General features: G+C 68.5%; 13 protein-coding genes. 9 read left to right on the top strand and 4 right to left on the bottom strand.

Annotation, left to right across the window (positions count from 1 at the left end; translation table 11 throughout):
* Positions 1-22: 22 nt before the first annotated feature.
* Positions 23-922: a lipid A hydroxylase LpxO gene (gene lpxO, locus AC1IQ6_RS18945; RefSeq protein WP_111827066.1), complete on the bottom strand. Its 900-nt coding sequence runs from the start codon at positions 920-922 to the stop codon at positions 23-25.
* A 119-nt stretch (positions 923-1,041) separates the two neighbouring features.
* On the opposite strand from lpxO, the gene dnaE reads away from it, so the two are divergent.
* From dnaE to AC1IQ6_RS18910, 7 genes are all read left to right on the top strand, one after another.
* Positions 1,042-4,533 carry a DNA polymerase III subunit alpha gene (gene dnaE / locus AC1IQ6_RS18940; RefSeq protein ID WP_102774588.1) on the top strand — a complete coding sequence of 1,164 codons (3,492 nt, stop codon included), beginning with the start codon at positions 1,042-1,044 and terminating at the stop codon, positions 4,531-4,533.
* The gene (locus tag AC1IQ6_RS18935) at positions 4,530-5,630 is read left to right on the top strand and encodes a glycosyltransferase family 4 protein (protein ID WP_102774934.1); all 1,101 of its coding nucleotides are present in this window, start codon (positions 4,530-4,532) and stop codon (positions 5,628-5,630) included. Before dnaE ends, AC1IQ6_RS18935 begins: the two co-directional genes overlap by 4 nt.
* A complete protein-coding gene (locus AC1IQ6_RS18930) occupies positions 5,627-6,475 on the top strand; it encodes a polysaccharide deacetylase family protein (protein ID WP_209166497.1) in 849 nt (282 codons plus the stop codon). The genes AC1IQ6_RS18935 and AC1IQ6_RS18930 overlap by 4 nt, the downstream gene beginning before the upstream one ends.
* Complete coding sequence (locus AC1IQ6_RS18925; protein ID WP_485865166.1) at positions 6,472-7,224, top strand: glycosyltransferase family 2 protein; 753 nt, start codon at positions 6,472-6,474, stop codon at positions 7,222-7,224. The genes AC1IQ6_RS18930 and AC1IQ6_RS18925 overlap by 4 nt, the downstream gene beginning before the upstream one ends.
* Complete coding sequence (locus AC1IQ6_RS18920; RefSeq protein WP_485865165.1) at positions 7,221-8,330, top strand: glycosyltransferase; 1,110 nt, start codon at positions 7,221-7,223, stop codon at positions 8,328-8,330. Before AC1IQ6_RS18925 ends, AC1IQ6_RS18920 begins: the two co-directional genes overlap by 4 nt.
* Positions 8,331-8,396: 66 nt before the next feature.
* Positions 8,397-9,122, top strand: coding sequence for a polysaccharide deacetylase family protein (locus AC1IQ6_RS18915; protein ID WP_102774584.1), 726 nt, complete (start codon positions 8,397-8,399; stop codon positions 9,120-9,122).
* Entirely contained in the window at positions 9,097-10,245 is a 1,149-nt protein-coding gene (locus AC1IQ6_RS18910) for a glycosyltransferase family 4 protein (protein WP_485865164.1), read from the top strand. Before AC1IQ6_RS18915 ends, AC1IQ6_RS18910 begins: the two co-directional genes overlap by 26 nt.
* A 14-nt stretch (positions 10,246-10,259) precedes the next feature.
* Here AC1IQ6_RS18910 and AC1IQ6_RS18905 read toward each other — a convergent pair whose 3' ends face one another.
* The 3 genes from AC1IQ6_RS18905 to AC1IQ6_RS18895 all read right to left on the bottom strand — a co-directional run bounded on the left by AC1IQ6_RS18905 (position 10,260) and on the right by AC1IQ6_RS18895 (position 12,795).
* On the bottom strand, positions 10,260-10,682 hold the full coding sequence (locus tag AC1IQ6_RS18905; protein WP_485865163.1) for a hypothetical protein: 423 nt from the start codon (positions 10,680-10,682) through the stop codon (positions 10,260-10,262).
* Positions 10,683-10,788: 106 nt separating this feature from the next.
* Positions 10,789-12,306, bottom strand: a complete 1,518-nt coding sequence (locus AC1IQ6_RS18900) for a tripartite tricarboxylate transporter permease (RefSeq protein WP_102774582.1) — start codon at positions 12,304-12,306, stop codon at positions 10,789-10,791.
* Between the two features lie 3 nt (positions 12,307-12,309).
* Positions 12,310-12,795, bottom strand: a complete 486-nt coding sequence (locus tag AC1IQ6_RS18895; RefSeq protein ID WP_246842553.1) for a tripartite tricarboxylate transporter TctB family protein — start codon at positions 12,793-12,795, stop codon at positions 12,310-12,312.
* 344 nt (positions 12,796-13,139) lie between these two features.
* On the opposite strand from AC1IQ6_RS18895, the gene AC1IQ6_RS18890 reads away from it, so the two are divergent.
* Together AC1IQ6_RS18890 and AC1IQ6_RS18885 are read left to right on the top strand one after the other, a co-directional pair.
* Complete coding sequence (locus AC1IQ6_RS18890) at positions 13,140-14,531, top strand: ATP-binding protein (protein ID WP_485865162.1); 1,392 nt, start codon at positions 13,140-13,142, stop codon at positions 14,529-14,531.
* On the top strand, positions 14,524-15,846 hold the full coding sequence (locus tag AC1IQ6_RS18885) for a sigma-54-dependent transcriptional regulator (RefSeq protein WP_485865161.1): 1,323 nt from the start codon (positions 14,524-14,526) through the stop codon (positions 15,844-15,846). Before AC1IQ6_RS18890 ends, AC1IQ6_RS18885 begins: the two co-directional genes overlap by 8 nt.
* Positions 15,847-15,872 lie beyond the last annotated feature (26 nt).

The raw sequence follows: 15,872 nt of genomic DNA, 5'->3' as shown, positions 1-15,872 counted from the left end.
TTCCGGCGCCCGCGGGCGATTACTACAGCGCCAGGAAGCCCACGATGACCAGGGCGATCAAGCCGAACTTGGTGGCCTTGTAGACCGTGCGGTTCCAGGCCTTGAAGGCCTTGCGCTTCTGGTCGATGACCCAGTGCGCGTGCGTCAGCTTGTTGATTGCGCCGGTCTGGTCGCCGCCGTCGTTGGGCGAGCTGGCCGCCGACATCACGACCCGGCCGAACCAGCGGTTGAAGGCTTCGGCCCAGCGCCACTTCAGCGGACGCTCCACGTCGCAGAACAGGATGATGCGGTTCTGTTCGCTGCGGTTGTAAGCCTCGTGCACATAGGTTTCGTCGAACACCACGCTTTCGCCGTCGCGCCAGCTGTAGGGCTCGCCGTCGACGATGATGTGGCAGCGGTCGTCGTTGGGCGTGACCAGGCCCAGGTGGTAGCGCAGCGAGCCGGCGAACGGGTCGCGGTGGCGGTTGAGCTGGCCGCCGGGCGGCAGTTCCGCGAACATGGCGGCCTTGACCTTGGGCAGGGTCTTCAGGATGGCGACCGTCTTGGGGCAGAGCTCCTCGGCCGAGGGGTGGCGCGCGTCATACCACTTCAGGTAGAAGCGCTTCCAGCCGTATTTGAAGAAGGAATTGAAGCCGATGTCGTTGTGCGCGTCGGCGGCCTTGATGCGGCGCAGCTCGGCCATCTGCATAGCTTCCTCGCGGATGGTCTCCCAGTTGTCGTCCAGCACCTTGAGCTCGGCGATCTCGCTGGTGGTCAGGTAGGGGGTGGGCGGCACGCGCGAGGCCAGCACCATGAAGGCGTTGACCGGGGCCAGCAGGACGGAGTGATCGAGCATCTGCCGGCCCAGCGGCAGCCTGACGCGGCCGCGGAAGTGCGCAAACAGGATGGCGGCCAGCCATATCCCGGGAATTAGCCATTTCATACGTGAATCTCGTGCAGCAATCGGTGGAGCGGGGACAGGGGCTATTGTTACACAGGCGGCCGCCGACGCCCCGTTTCGCGGCGCCCGGCGCAGGGGCTTTGACCGGTACAATTCCGCCTATGTCCGAAGCCGTAACAAACCCGTCCCCATTTGTTCATCTGCGCGTTCACTCCGAGTTCTCGGTCGTGGACGGCATCGTGCGCATCCCCGACCTCATCAAGCGCGTGGCCAAGCTGGGCCAGCCCGCCGTCGCCCTGACCGATCTGTCGAACCTGTTCGGCCTGATCAAGTTCTACAAGGGCGCGCGCGGCGCGGGCGTCAAGCCCATCGCGGGCTGCGACGTGTGGCTGTCCAACGACGACGATCCCGCCAAGCCTTTCCGCCTGCTGCTGCTGGTGCGCAACCACAAGGGTTATCTCAACCTCTGCGAACTGCTCACCAAGGCCTTCCTGACCAACCAGGGCAAGGGCCGCGCGGAAATCCGGCGCGAATGGCTGCAGGGCCAGGAAGGGCTGATCGCCCTGTCGGGCGGGCGCGCGGGCGACGTGGGCCAGGCGCTGGAGGCCGGCAACGCGGTCTCGGCGCTGGCGCTGGCGCGCCAGTGGGCGCACCTGTTCCCGGGCAGCTATTACATCGAACTGCAGCGCGCCGGCATGGACGGCGACGAGGCCTATACCCAGGCCGCAATGCGGCTTGCCTCCGAGGCCGGCCTGCCGGTGGTGGCCACGCATCCGGTGCAGTTCCTGGATGCATCCGAATTCCAGGCGCACGAGGCCCGGGTCTGTATCGCCGAAGGCGAGATCCTGGCCAATCCGCGCCGCGTGCGCCGCTTCAGCAAAGAGCAGTACCTGCTCAGCTCCGAGGAAATGGCGCGGCGCTTCGCCGACGTGCCCTCGGCGCTGGCCAACACGGTGGAAATCGCCAAGCGCTGCAACCTCAGCCTGGTGCTGGGCAAGCCGCGCCTGCCCAATTTCCCCACGCCCGAAGGCGTGTCGCTGGACGACTACCTGGTGCAGTTGTCGGAAGAGGGCCTGGAAAAGCGCCTGCGCTTCCTGTTCCCCGACGACGCCGAACGCGAGTCCAAGCGCGAGCAGTACTACGAACGCCTGCGCTGGGAGTGCAAGACCATCATCCAGATGGGCTTTCCCGGCTACTTCCTGATCGTGCAGGACTTCATCAACTGGGGCAAGAACAACGGCGTGCCGGTGGGGCCGGGGCGGGGCTCGGGCGCCGGCTCGCTGGTGGCCTACGCGCTGGGCATCACCGACCTGGACCCGATCCGCTATGACCTGCTGTTCGAGCGCTTCCTGAATCCCGAGCGGGTCTCCATGCCCGACTTCGATATCGACTTCTGCCAGGACAACCGCGAACGGGTCATCGACTACGTCAAGGAAAAATACGGCCGCGCCGCCGTCAGCCAGATCGCCACGTTCGGCACGCTGGGCGCCAAGGCCGTGGTGCGCGACGCGGGCCGCGTGCTGGACATGCCCTATATGTTCTGCGACGGCCTGTCCAAGCTGATCCCGTTCAACCCGATGGACCCCTGGTCGCTCGAACGCACCCTGAAGGAAGAGCCCGCCTTCAAGGACCGCTACGACCAGGAAGAGGAAGTGCGCGCGCTGGTCGACCTGGCCCAGCCGCTCGAAGGCCTGACCCGCAACATCGGCATGCACGCCGGCGGTGTGCTGATCGCGCCCGGCAAGCTCACCGACTTCTGCCCGCTGTACTGCCAGCCGGGCCAGGAGAACAGCGCCGTCTCGCAGTTCGACAAGGACGACGTCGAGGCCGCCGGCCTGGTGAAGTTCGACTTCCTGGGCCTGCGCAACCTGACCATCCTGGACTGGGCCGTGCGCTACGTGCGCCAGTTCAACGAGGACAAGCGCGACTTCGACGTGATGGCGCTGGCGCTGGACGATCCGGCGGCCTACAAGATCCTGTGCGACGCCAACACCACCGCCGTGTTCCAGCTGGAATCGCGCGGCATGAAGGAGCTGCTCAAGAAGCTGCGGCCCAACACCTTCGAAGACATCATCGCCATGCTGGCCCTGTACCGTCCGGGGCCGCTCGAATCCGGCATGGTGGACGACTTCGTCAACCGCAAGCACGGCCGCGCGGCCGTGGACTATTTCCACCCGGACCTGGAAGCGACCCTCAAGAGCACCTACGGGGTCATCGTCTACCAGGAACAGGTGATGCTGATCTCGCAGATCATCGGCGGCTATTCGCTGGGCGGCGCCGACCTGCTGCGCCGCGCCATGGGCAAGAAAAAGCCCGAGGAAATGGCCAAGCACCGCGAACTGTTCGAGAAAGGCGCCAAGGAAAAAGGCCACGATCCGGACCTGGCGGTCAAGCTGTTCGACCTGATGGAGAAGTTCGCGGGCTACGGCTTCAACAAGTCGCACTCGGCCGCGTACGCGCTGATTTCCTACCAGACGGCCTGGCTCAAGGCCTACCATCCCACCGAGTTCCTGGCCGCCACCATGTCCTCCGACATGGACGACACCGACAAGGTCCAGACCTTCTGCCGCGACGCCCAGGAAAACGGCGTCGAAGTGCTGCCGCCGGACGTCAACTTCTCGGGCTACCGCTTCGAGCCGGTGGCCGACAAGCACACCAAGAACGGCAAGCCGCCGCGCACCATGCGCTACGGCCTGGGGGCGGTCAAGGGCACCGGGCAGGGCGCGGTCGAGGACATCCTGCGCGCGCGCAAGGAAGGCGGCCCGTTCCAGAACCTGTTCGACTTCTGCCGCCGCGTCAGCAAGCACGCGGTCAACCGGCGCACCATCGAAGCGCTGATCAAGGCCGGCGCGTTCGACACCATCGAGCCCAACCGCGCGGCCATGCTGGCCTCGGTGCCCACCGCCATGGAGGCGGCCGAGCAGGCCGCGCGCAGCGCCAACCAGGCCTCGCTCTTCGGCGACGACAGCAGCGACGTGGTGGCCGGCGAACTGGCCAAGGTCGCGCCCTGGGACCTGCACAAGAAGCTCACCGAGGAAAAGACCGCGCTGGGCTACTACTACAGCGGCCACCTGTTCGATCACTGGCGCGACGAAGTGCGCCGCATCGTGCCGATGCAGCTGGCCCGCGTCGAGCCGCAGCGCGACCTGCAATGGATGTGCGGCGTGCTGGCCAGCGTGCGCGTCATGATGACGCGGCGCGGCAAGATGGTGTTCGCCGTGCTCGACGACGGCACCGCGCAGGTCGAGATCTCGGTCTTCAACGAACTCTACGAAAAGCACCGCAACCGCCTGCGCGAAGACCAGCTCGTCATCGTGCAGGGCAAGGTCAGCAACGACGATTACTCCGGCGGCATGCGCATCGTTGCCGAGCAGCTCTACGACCTGCAGCTGGCCCGCGAGGCCCGCGCCAAGTCGTTGCGCGTCAAGCTCAACGGCAGCGCCGACGCCGCGCGCCTGCGCCAGATGCTGAACCCGTTCCGCGCCGAGCCCGAGAACGGCATTCCCGGCGTGCCGGTGGACATCGTCTACTCCAAGAACAATTTCCTGTGCACGGTCCGGCTGGGCGAAGAATGGCGCGTCCGCATGGCCGACACCTTGCTGGCGAACCTCAACGAATGGACCAAGCCCGACGGGGTGGAGGTGACCTACTGATGCCCCTGCGTATTGTTCACTCGGAGGCCGCCACCAGCTTCGGCGGCCAGGAAGGGCGGATCTTCAAGGAAATGACCGCCATGCGCGCGCGCGGCCACCACATGGAGGCCATCTGCCAGCCCCAGGCGCTGCTGGCCGAACGCCTGTCGGAAGCGGGCTTCGCCGTGCACACGCTGGAAATGGACGGCGTGGCCAACTACATCAAGGGCGTGGCCACCATCCGCGGCATCCTGCGCGAGGGCCGGTTCGACGTGCTCAACACGCACAGCCGGCGCGACACGGTGATCGCCGCGGCCGCGGCCCGGCTGGCCGGCACCCCGCTCATCGTGCGCACCCGCCACTTGTCCAACAAGGTCGGCTCGCTGTGGTCCTATACCCGCCTGCCGCACCGCGTCACCACGGTCAGCGACCACGTGCGCCAGCACCTCATCGAGCGCGGCGTGCCCGCCGAGAAAGTGGCCACGGTCTATTCGCCCATCGTGCTGCCGCCGCCGGTCGAGCGTTCCACGCTGCGCGAGGAGCTGGGCCTGGCCGATGACGACATCGTGGTCGGCTGTGTGGCCGTGATGCGCGCCACCAAGGGCCACAAGGACCTGATCGACGCGATCGCGCCGCTGATGGCCAGCCGCCCCAAGCTGCACCTGGTGTTCGTCGGCGGCGGCTCGCCCGTGTTCGAGCAGACCCAGGCCTATGTGGTGGAACTGGGGCTGCAGGACCGCATCCACCTGATGGGCATGCGGCGCGACGTGCCCAACCTGCTGGCCGGCTTCGACCTGTTCGCGCTGGCCACCCAGCAGGAAGCGTCCGGCACGGTGTACGTCGAGGCGCAGGCCAGCGGCCTGCCCGTCATCGGCACCGACGTCGGCGGCGTGTCCGAGATGTTCCGCGACGGCGAGACCGGCATTCTGGTGCCGCCCAAGGACCCCGAGGCCCTGAGCGCCGCGCTGGTGCGCCTGATCGACGACGCCGGCCTGCGCCGCCGCATGGGCGAGGCCGGACGCAGAATGGTCTGGGACGAGGGCGTGTTCTCGCCCGCGCGCCTGGCCGAAACCACCGAGGCCGTCTACACCCGATGGCTGGCGGAGCGCGCCGGATGAACGCGCCCAACGTTCCGGTGCTGATGTACCACCACGTCACGCCGGCCGGCGGCATGATCGCGGCGACGCCCGACGTATTCGAGGCGCAGATCGCGCGCCTGGCGCGCGCCGGCTACCAGTCGCTGTCGGCCGCGCAGTTCGCGGCCTACCTGGCCGGCGGCGAGGCGCCCGAGCGGTCGGTGCTCATCACCTTCGACGACGGCTACCTGAACAACTGGGTGCATGCGCATCCGGTGCTGGCGCGCCACGGCATGCGCGCGCTGCTCTTCACCATCACGGGCTGGATCGGCGACGGCCCGGTGCGCCCGCACGCCGGGCAGGGCGGCCCCTTGCCCGCCACCCCGGATCACGACGCCTGCAAGCAGCTGGTGGCGGCGGGGCGGGCCGACGAAGCCATGCTGCGCTGGAGCGAGATCGAGGCCATGCAGGCCGCCGGCACCTTCGAATTCCATTCGCATACCCACACCCACACCCGCTGGGACAAGGTCTGCGGCGCGGACATCGAGGCCAAGCGCGCGCGCATCGCCCAGGAACTGCAGGACTCGCGCGACACGCTGATGCGCCGGCTGGGCTCGGTCAGCGACCACCTCTGCTGGCCGCAAGGCTATTTCGACGACGACTACGTGGCCGCGGCCCGCCAGGCCGGATTCCGCCACCTGTACACTACCGACCCTTTCGGCCAGAACGCGCCCGGCGCAGACCCCGAGCACATCTACCGTTTCGCGGTGCGCAACCAGGGCGGAAGCTGGCTGAACCGGCGCATCTGGCTGTCGCGCGACCCTTTCTGGGGGCCGCGCTTCCATGCCTGGAAGGCCTGGAAAAAGCGTCTTAGGAATCGCCGATGAAGCTATCCGTCATCATCATCACCAAGAACGAAGCGGCCAATATCGCCGCCTGCCTCAAGTCCGTGGCCTTCGCCGACGAGTTCATCGTGGTCGACTCGGGCAGCACCGACGGCACCGTGGAACTGGCGCAGGCGCTGGGCGCGCGCGTGGAAATCACGTCGGACTGGCCGGGTTTTGGGCCCCAGAAGAACCGCGCGCTGGACCTGGCGACGGGGGATTGGATACTGTCCATCGACGCCGACGAACGCGTGACGCCGGAGCTGGGCCGGGAAATCCAGGAAGCGCTGCGCGCCCCGCGGGCCGACGCCTACGAGATCGCGCGCCTGTCGAATTTCTGCGGCCGCGACATCCGCCACAGCGGCTGGTGGCCCGACTACGTGCTGCGGCTGTTCAAGCGCGGCACGGCGCGCTTCACGGACGCCGCCGTCCACGAGCGGGTGGTGCCGGCTCAGGGCCAGCCCCTGCGGATGCGCGGCTATTTCCAGCACTATCCGTACGACAACCTGGAGGCCCTCATCACCAAGGTCAACCGCTACTCGTCGGACGCCGCCGCCATGATGTACGCCAAGGGCAAGCGCACGTCGGTCTTCGGCGCGCTGGGGCACGGCTTCTGGACCTTCGTGCGGATCTACCTGATCCGGCGCGGGTTTCTCGACGGCAAGCACGGCCTGGTGCTGGCCGTCACCGCGGCCGCGGGCAGCTTCTTCCGCTATTCGAAGCTGATGTTCCTGGCCGAAAAGCAAAAGTGAAGATCCTCTACACCAACTTCCACGGCCGCAACGGCGGCGGCCACGTGACCTACATCATCAACCTGGCCCGCGCGCTGGCGGGCAGCCACCAGATCACGGTCGCCACGCCCGAGGGCAGCCGGCTCTACCGCCAGGCCCGCGCCATCGCCGGCGTGACGGCGGTGCCGATGCAATATACGTCCCGTCCGGCCGCGCTCTTCGGCGAGCGCGCGCAGCTGCGGCGCCTGATCCGCGAAGGCGGTTTCGACCTCATCCACTGCAACGGCTCGGCCGACCACAAGCAGGTCATGTTCGCCACGCTGGCCCTGCCGCGGCGCCCGCGCATCGTCTTCACCAAGCACAACGACCACCCGGTGACCAGCCTGGGCAACTGGCTGCGCGCTCGCCTGGCCACCGACCACAGCATCGCGGTCAGCGACTACGTGCACGGCCTGATGTCGCGCTCGCCCTACCGCAGGCATCCCATCACCACGATCCGCCACGGCATCGACACCGACTATTTCGCCCCGCCCGAGCCGGCCGGCCTGGACGAACTGCGCGACCGCATCTTCGGGCCGGGCTGGCAGGGCAAGCTGCTGCTGGGCAGTTCCGGCGGCACCGATTACGACAAGGGCTGGCTGGACCTGGTGGCCGCGGCCGCGGCGCTGCCGCCGGCCGACCGCGCGCGGGTGCTGCTGATGGTGGCCGGCGATCCGCCCTCCGAGGCCAAGCTCGCGCGGGTGCGGGAGCTGGGCATGATCGACCAGGTCCGCTTTCCGGGCCTGCTCGACGACGTGCGGCCGGCGCTGGCGGCCTGCGACGCCGGCTTCGTGCTGTCCTACCGCGAGGCGCTGTCCTTCGCCTGCCGCGAAATCATGGGCCTGGGTCTGCCGGCCCTGATCAGCGACGTCGGCGGCCTGCCCGAGAACGTCACCGACGGCGAGGACGGCTGGATCGTGCCGGTGCGCGACGTCCCGGCCATGACCGCGCGCCTGCGCTTCATGCTGGACAACCCGCAAGCCGTGCGCGCCATGGGCGCCCGGGCGCGCGAGACTGCCGTGCGCGATTTCAACCTGGCGCGTTTCGCCGACGCAACACTGGATGTTTACCGGCGCGCCTTGGGGTAAAACAGGACCAGGCAGCCGGCGCTGCCCCGTCCTCTTTCCCGTGGTGTCCCCGTATAATTCCGGGCTATGTCTATCCCCATACTCATGTACCACCAGATCGGCGAGCCCAACCCCAAGGGCACGCCGTATCGCGGGCTGACGGTACACCCCGCCAGCTTCGCCCGCCAGATGCGCTGGATGCGCCGGCTGGGCTATCGCGGCCTGTCGATGCGGGACGTCATGCCCTACGTGCGCGGCGAGCGCCAGGGCAAGGTATTCGGCATCACCTTCGACGACGGCTACCGCAACGTGCATCACAACGCGATGCCGGTGCTGAGCGAGCTGGGCTTTACCGCCACCAACTATTTCGTGGCGCACCAGTTCGACGGCGGCAACGTATGGGACCTGCAAAAAGGCATTCCGTTTTCGGCCCTCATGACCGTCAACGAAATGCGGGAATGGGCGCAGGCCGGCAACGAGGTCGGCTCGCACACGCTGGACCACGTGCATCTGCCCGAAATGTCGCCCGACGAGGCGCGGCGCCAGATCGTCCAGTCCAAGGAAGAACTGGAACAGGCGCTGGGCGCGCCGGTCACCGCCTTCTGCTATCCCTACGGCGATCACGGCCCGGAACACCGGGCCATGGTGCGCGAGGCCGGCTACGACAACGCCACGCTCACGCAGCGCGGCCTGGCGGCGGCCAGCGACGATCCCTACGGCCTGCCGCGGGTGACGGTGGCGCGGTCCACCAACATCGTTCGATTCCTGCAGAAGTGTCTGACCCGGTATGAAGACACCCGCCGGCGCCGCTGAGCGGCGGCTACGCATCGCGCTGCTGGTCGACCGCTTCGGCAATCGCTTCGGAGGCGCGGAAGCCTATGGCGTGGAGCTGATGCGGGTGCTCGGCCAGCGCCACGACGTCTCCGTGGTGGCGCGCGACTTCGATAGCGACCTGCCGTTTTCCTTCCTGCCGGTGCGCTTTCCGGTCTGGCTGCCCAGCTGGATGCGGGTGCTGTATTTCGCCTGGCGCGCCGACCGGCTGACCCGCGGGCGCTACGACATCGTGCATTCGCACATGAACGGCTGGGCGGGCGAGATCCAGGTCATGCACGTCACGCCCGTGCGCTACAACCGCCTGACCCGCGCCCGGCCGCTGCAGCGCGTGGCCGCCTGGCTCAGCCCGCGCCTGGCCACCTATCTGCTGCTGGAAAAACTGCGCGTGCGCAGGGCGCCGGCGCGCCGCGTGGTCGCGGTGTCCGGCCTCATCATGGAGCAGCTGCACCGCAGCTACGGTCCGCAGCTGCCGGTGGACATCATCGCGCCGGGCGTCAAGCTGCCCACGGCCGAGCAAAAGCAGGGGCGCGACGACACCCGCGCCAGCCTGGGCTGGGACGCCGACACCATCGGCTGCCTGCTGGTGGCGCGCAATCCGCTGCGCAAGGGGCTGCCGGCGCTGCTCGACGCGCTGCGCCAGCTGCCGCCGCGCTACCGGCTGCTGGTGGTGGGCGCCGACCAGCCCACCCGCGACCGCGTGCGCGCCGCCGGCGCCATCGCAGGCCGCGTCACGCTCATCGATCCCACGCCCGACGTGGCGCGCTATTTCAGCGCGGCCGACATCTACGCCCATCCCACGCTGAACGACAGCTACGGCATGGCGCCGCTGGAAGCCATGTCGCACGGCCTGCCCGTGGTGGTCAGTTCGCCGGCGTACTGCGGCTTCGCGCAGTACCTGTCGGCCGGCAAGGACGCGCTCATCCTGCAGGACCCGCGCGACGGCGCGCAACTGGCGCAGGCGCTGGAGCGCCTGGGTTCCGAACCCGAGCTGCGCGCGGCGCTGGCCGAGCGCGGCCTGGCGATCGCCTGCGAGCAGAGCTGGGAAGCGGTGGCGGCGCGCTACGAGGCGCTGTATCGGAAAGTGCTGGTCGAGCGCGGGTGAACGGGCCGGCCCGGCTACACCCGGGCCACTTCGATCCACAGCCGCGTCATGACGACGTGGCGCACCAGGTCGTACAGATGCGCGGGCGCGGCGGCCGGGACCAGCACGCGGCGGATCAGGGCGCTCAGGTCCACGCGTATGCAGGGCGGCCTGGCGGCGGCGGAACGATGCCGGGCGATCGCGCGCAGGCGGATGCGGCCGCGCGCCGGGCTGTCGATATGGATTTCCGCGGCCTCAGGGCTCAGCACCGCATCGCGCAGGGCCTCCAGCGTGCTGCAGACATAGATGCCGGAGGTGTCGCCGGCGTCGTGCTGCGGACCGTTGCGCCATTCCAGCGTGCCGAGCAGCGCGGCGCCCGCGGCGGGCTCGGGCGGCTCGAACCGCAGATGGCTGAATTCGAGCAGCTCCATGAACTCGATGAATGGCAATCTGCGCATCAGGACCTGTTCGCGCGGCCTTGCGATGGCGGAAATCCCCACGACTTTCTCCCGAGAACAAGGCGCGCAAGCGCCGGGCAGGCCCTTGCGCGCCGGCCTGCCGAGGCTAGCGGGCCTGCGCCGCCTCCAGCGCGCGCACCCGCTTCTTGTCGCGCACGGCCGAAAAGATCAGCCAGACCGCGAGCGCGCCGATGGCATAGATGAAGCCCGCGCTGATGGGGCGGTCCACGAAAATGGCCATGTCCCCGCGCGACAGCAGCAGCGCCCGGCGGAAATTCTCCTCGACCATCGGCCCGAGCACGAAGCCCAGCAGCAGGGGGGCAGGGGAGAAGCGCAGCTTGAGGAACAGATAGCCGACCAGGCCCAGGGCAAGCACCATGCCCACGTCGAAGAGCGCGTTGTTGGTGCTGTACACCCCGACGCACACGAAGAACAGCGCCGACGGAAACAGGTACTTGTACGGCACCTTCAACAGGCGCGCCCACATGCCGATCAGCGGCAGGTTCATGACCACCAGCAGCACGTTGCCGATCCAGAAGCTGGCGATCAGGCCCCAGAACAGGTCGGCGTGCTCGGTCACCATCTGCGGGCCGGGCTGTATGCCGTGGATGATCAGCGCGCCCAGCATCAGCGCCATGACGGAGTCGCCCGGAATCCCCAGGCTCATGGTGGGAATGAAGCTGGTCTGCGCGGCCGAGTTGTTCGCCGCTTCCGGTCCCGCGATCCCTTCGATGGCGCCGTTGCCGAAGCGCTGCGGCGTCTTGGACACGCGCTTCTCGATGGCGTAGGACATGAACGAGGCGATGGTCGCGCCGGTGCCGGGAAGTATGCCCAGCACGGCGCCGATGGCGCTGCCGCGCACCACCGGCATGGCCGATTGCCGGATGTCGCCCGGTTCGGGCCGCACCGACATCTTGACCTGGGTGCCCACGGTGGTCGCCTTGCCGATGCGGTTGACGTTGGCGAAGAAGTCCGCCAGGCCGAACAGCCCCATCGCCAGCGCCACCAGCTGTATGCCGTCGCTGAGTTCGATCACGTTGAAAGCGTAGCGGATGGTGCCGGTGTTGACGTCGGTGCCCACCACGCCCAGCAGCAGGCCCAGGAACACCATGGCCACGCCCTTGACCGCGGACCCCTTGGCCAGCGTCGCGCCGGCGAACAGGCCCAGCATCATCATCGAGAAATACTCGGCCGGCCCGAACTTGAAAGCCACTTCGACCAGCAGCGGCGAGAACAGGATCATGACCATGATGCCGGCGCTGGCGCCGACGAAGGAAGCCATGACCAGCATGAACAGGGCCGATCCCGATTTGCCCTTGCGCGCCAGCGGGTTGCCGTCCAGACAGGTGACGGCGTGCGAAGGCGTGCCCGGCAGGTTCAGCAGTATGCAGGTGATGCCGCCGCCGTACTGCGCGCCGTAATAGATGCCGGCCAGCATCATGAGCGCCGCGACCGGCGTCATGGCGTAAGTGAGCGGCAGCAGGATGGAAATGGCGGCGAGCACGCCCATGCCCGGCAGCACGCCGATCATGTTGCCCATGAACACGCCGAACAGGGACCACAGCAGGTTGTTCCACTGAAAGGCGACGGAAAACCCTTGCAATACGTTGTCGAATAGATCCATGGCTCAACCCCAGCGCAGCATCGGGAACTGCAGCTGCAGCCCCCAGGAAAACACGATGGCGCCGAAGACCGTCATCGCCGTGGCCAGTATGGCGGCCGATTTGACCGAGTTCGACGTGTCTCCCATCGCCGAGACGAACACCAGCGCGAACGTGGCCGGCAGAAAGCCCAGGTAGCTGCCCAGCACGATGAACAGCGCGATGCCGGCGGCGATGCATGCCATGCCGCGGATACGGTCGCGCCGCGCAGGCTGCGGCAGATGGTCGTTGACCAGGTCTTCCTGGAGCTCGTCGGGATCGGGCGCGAGCGGAATCAGCAAGCCCAGCGCGACCAGGAAACATCCCACCAGGAATGGAAAGTATCCCGGCCCCATGCGGGCCAGTTCGCCGATGCTGTATGAAGTGGCTTCGAGTATGGTCAGCGCGCCGCAGAGCGCGATGAACGCGCCTCCCCACAGATCGCGCTTTCTGGAAAATATGGTGCTGCCCACGGCGTGCTCCCCTTTTTTGTTGACGACATGCTCCGGCGTGCAGCCGCGCATGCCCGAGTAGTCGGCACTTTAGGAAGACCGGCTTCCAATTCGCTTTCAGCAAACAGACGGAAAAATCCGGGATAACCATGAATGGGAAAGCGGGGCGCGACGCCGTGTTGCCGCCCGTGAACATCGTGAACATCGCGATGTTCACGAAAGTGAACAAGCGCGGGCCGCGCAAGGGCCGGCGCCGCTGCTGGCACGGGATTTGCCGGGCGCCGTCCCGCTTGCCAAAACTTGCATGTCCAAGGGCCATTGCGGGCGCGGCATAATCCCTGTTTCGTCGTTCGCCGCCGCCCGCCATGCTTCGCCTGCCGCTCACCACCAGAATTCCGCTCGCGGTCTCGCTGCTTTTTCTCGTGATCTCGGCCGCGCTCATCTCGCTGGCCCTGCACGGCCTGTCGCGCCAGTTCGACCGCCAGATCGACAATCTCGGCCAGGTGTATCTGGACGGACTCTCGGCGGCGGTCCTGCCGGCGGTGCTGGCCAATGACGCGGACCAGATGGTGGAGGTGCTCCACCGCGCGCTGGACACGCACCTGGGCGTGGTCGACAGGACGCTCGCCGTCGTGGCCCCCGGCCAGCGCGTGCTTGCCCACGTCGCCCGCTATCCGGAAGTCGAGCCGGTGCCGCTGGCCTCGATCGCGCAGCCCGCGGGCGCCTTGCTCGGCGCCGGCGCCAATGGCGTGTGGACCTGGCGGCTGCTCGACGCCGAACGGCCGCAGCTCGGCAGCCTCGTCGCCAACCTGGACGTCGGCGACTTCCAGCGGCAGCGCGCCGAGCTGGCCCTGGAGCTGGTGCTGGTCGGCCTGGTCGTCAGCCTGCTCGGCGCGCTGGTCTGCTACGGCATGGCGCGGCGCCTGCAGCGGCCCATCACCTCGCTGACCCAGGCGCTGCGCGCCGCGCGCGCGGACCGGCCGCAGACCATGGCCTTGCGCACCACGGACCCGGAGCTGGCCGAACTCATCGCGGCCTACAACTGGATGGCGCAGAGCGCGCGCGAGCGCGAAGCGCTGGCGCAAAGGCAGGCGCGCCTGGAACGCGAAGCCGTGCTTGGCCGCATGTCGGCGGCGCTGGCGCACGAAGTGCGCAATCCGCTGGGCGGCCTGCGCACCGCGGTCCAGACGCTCAGGCAGTTCGGCGAACGCCGCGAGGTGCGCGACGAGTCGCTGGATTTCATCGAGCGCGGCGTGCAGGCCCTGCAGGCCGTGGTCGACGCGAGCCTGCGCACCTTCCGCCCCGGCGAAGCGCTGCTGCGCGCCGAGGACATCGCCGACATACGCCTGCTGGTCAGCGCGCAGGCGGACAATCGCGGCGTCGGCGTCGCGCTGCATTGCGACGGGATGGACGCGGCGGCGACCTTGCCGCTGCCCGCCGCGACCGTGCGCCAGCTGCTGCTCAACCTGGTGCTGAACGCCATCGCGGCCTCGCCCGCGGGTGCGCAGGTGCGGGTCTGCGCGCGGGCGCGCGGCCAGGCGCTCGCGCTGCACGTTTGCGACGGCGGCGCCGGCCTGCCCGCCTGCGCCATGCAGGCCTTGCGGGGCGGCCAGGCCGGCGGCGACGGCATCGGCCTTCGGGTGTCCGCCGATCTCATCAAAACCATGCAGGCGCGCCTGCGCGTGACGCGGCATCGCGCCGGCACGCGCATTTCGGTGCGCCTTCCCTTTCTACCGCCGGAGGCCCGTGGTGAATGACATCCAGGTTCTGCTGATCGAGGACGACATGGTGCTGGGCGGCGCCTTGCTGCAGCGCCTGCGGCTCGAAGGCATCGCCGCCCAGTGGGTGCAGAGCTGCGCGCAGGCCGTGGAGATTTTCCGCCGCACGCGCATCCGGCCGGCGTTCGTGCTGGCCGACATCCGCCTGCCGGACGGCTCGGGCGAGGACCTGTACCGCCGCCTGATTCCGTACCTGGCGCAGACCACCGTGGTGTTCGCGACCGCCTATGGCGATATCGCCCAGGCCGTGCGCCTGGTCGCGGCCGGCGCCAACGATTACCTGACCAAGCCGTACGACGCCGACACGCTGATCGCGCGCATCCGCGCGGTGCTGGCCGCGCAGCCCGACAGCGCCGGCGCGCAGGTATTGGAGAACCCGTTCGCCCTGGACCATTCGACCGCGGCGCTGGCGCAGGAACTCGAACGCCTGGCCCCGAGCGCGCTGCCGATACTGTTCGAAGGCGAAACCGGCGCCGGCAAGGACCGCGCGGCCCGCTATTGCCACTGGCGCTCCGCGCAGGCCGCGGGGCCGTTCGTCGCCGTCAATTGCGCCGCCCTGGCCTCCGACCTGGTCGAAAGCGAGCTGTTCGGCCATGCCAGAGGCGCGTTCAGCGGCGCCAGCGCGGCCCGCGAGGGCCTGTTTTCGCAGGCCTCGGGCGGCACGCTGTATCTGGACGAGATCGCCGAACTCAGCCCCAAGGCGCAGGCCGTCCTGCTGCGGGTGCTGGAAAACGGGGAATACCGGCCGCTGGGCGAATCCGGCAGCCGCCGGGCCGACTGCCGCATCCTGGCCAGCACCTGCAGCGATCTCGACGCGGCGCTGGCGCAGGGCGCCATGCGCGCCGACCTGTTCTACCGGCTGGCCGTCGCCCGAGTCGCGCTGCCGCCGCTGAGAAACCGTCCGGGCGCGCTCGCCGCGCTGGCCCAGGCCATCCTGGGCGAACAGAACGCCGCCGACGTCCGGCTCGCCGACGACGCGCTCGCCGCCCTGGCCGCCCACGACTGGCCCGGCAACATCCGCGAAATGCGCAACCGTATCGCCCGCGCCATCGTCATGGCCGACCGCCGCACGCTGTCGGCCAGCGACCTGTTTCCCGAAAGAAAACTCAATGACGAGAGCCCGGTGCTGGCCGTCACCCGCCTGGACGCCGAACAGCGCGCCATCCAGCAGGCCATCTCCGAGTCGGGCGGGCATATGGGCCTGGCGGCGAAACGGCTGGGAATATCCAGAACCACGCTCTGGAAGAAACTCCGCACGCGAGCGTCCCGGGACGCGGAAACGGAGGAACCGTAGGCTGGGTGCAGCGCGAGATTTCCTGA

Source organism: Achromobacter sp. MUI-25009338, from assembly GCF_057359325.1.
Note: the sequence above shows the minus strand (reverse complement) of the source record. Positions and strands in the feature narration are given on the sequence as shown.

What these genes read in the sequence shown, in the direction of transcription:
- lpxO (WP_111827066.1), bottom strand. Translation starts at nt 922, where the DNA reads ATGAAATGGCTAATTCCCGGGATATGGCTGGCCGCCATCCTGTTTGCG.
- dnaE (WP_102774588.1), top strand. Translation starts at nt 1,042, where the DNA reads ATGTCCGAAGCCGTAACAAACCCGTCCCCATTTGTTCATCTGCGCGTT.
- AC1IQ6_RS18930 (WP_209166497.1), top strand. Translation starts at nt 5,627, where the DNA reads ATGAACGCGCCCAACGTTCCGGTGCTGATGTACCACCACGTCACGCCG.
- AC1IQ6_RS18925 (WP_485865166.1), top strand. Translation starts at nt 6,472, where the DNA reads ATGAAGCTATCCGTCATCATCATCACCAAGAACGAAGCGGCCAATATC.
- AC1IQ6_RS18915 (WP_102774584.1), top strand. Translation starts at nt 8,397, where the DNA reads ATGTCTATCCCCATACTCATGTACCACCAGATCGGCGAGCCCAACCCC.
- AC1IQ6_RS18910 (WP_485865164.1), top strand. Translation starts at nt 9,097, where the DNA reads ATGAAGACACCCGCCGGCGCCGCTGAGCGGCGGCTACGCATCGCGCTG.
- AC1IQ6_RS18905 (WP_485865163.1), bottom strand. Translation starts at nt 10,682, where the DNA reads ATGCGCAGATTGCCATTCATCGAGTTCATGGAGCTGCTCGAATTCAGC.
- AC1IQ6_RS18900 (WP_102774582.1), bottom strand. Translation starts at nt 12,306, where the DNA reads ATGGATCTATTCGACAACGTATTGCAAGGGTTTTCCGTCGCCTTTCAG.
- AC1IQ6_RS18890 (WP_485865162.1), top strand. Translation starts at nt 13,140, where the DNA reads ATGCTTCGCCTGCCGCTCACCACCAGAATTCCGCTCGCGGTCTCGCTG.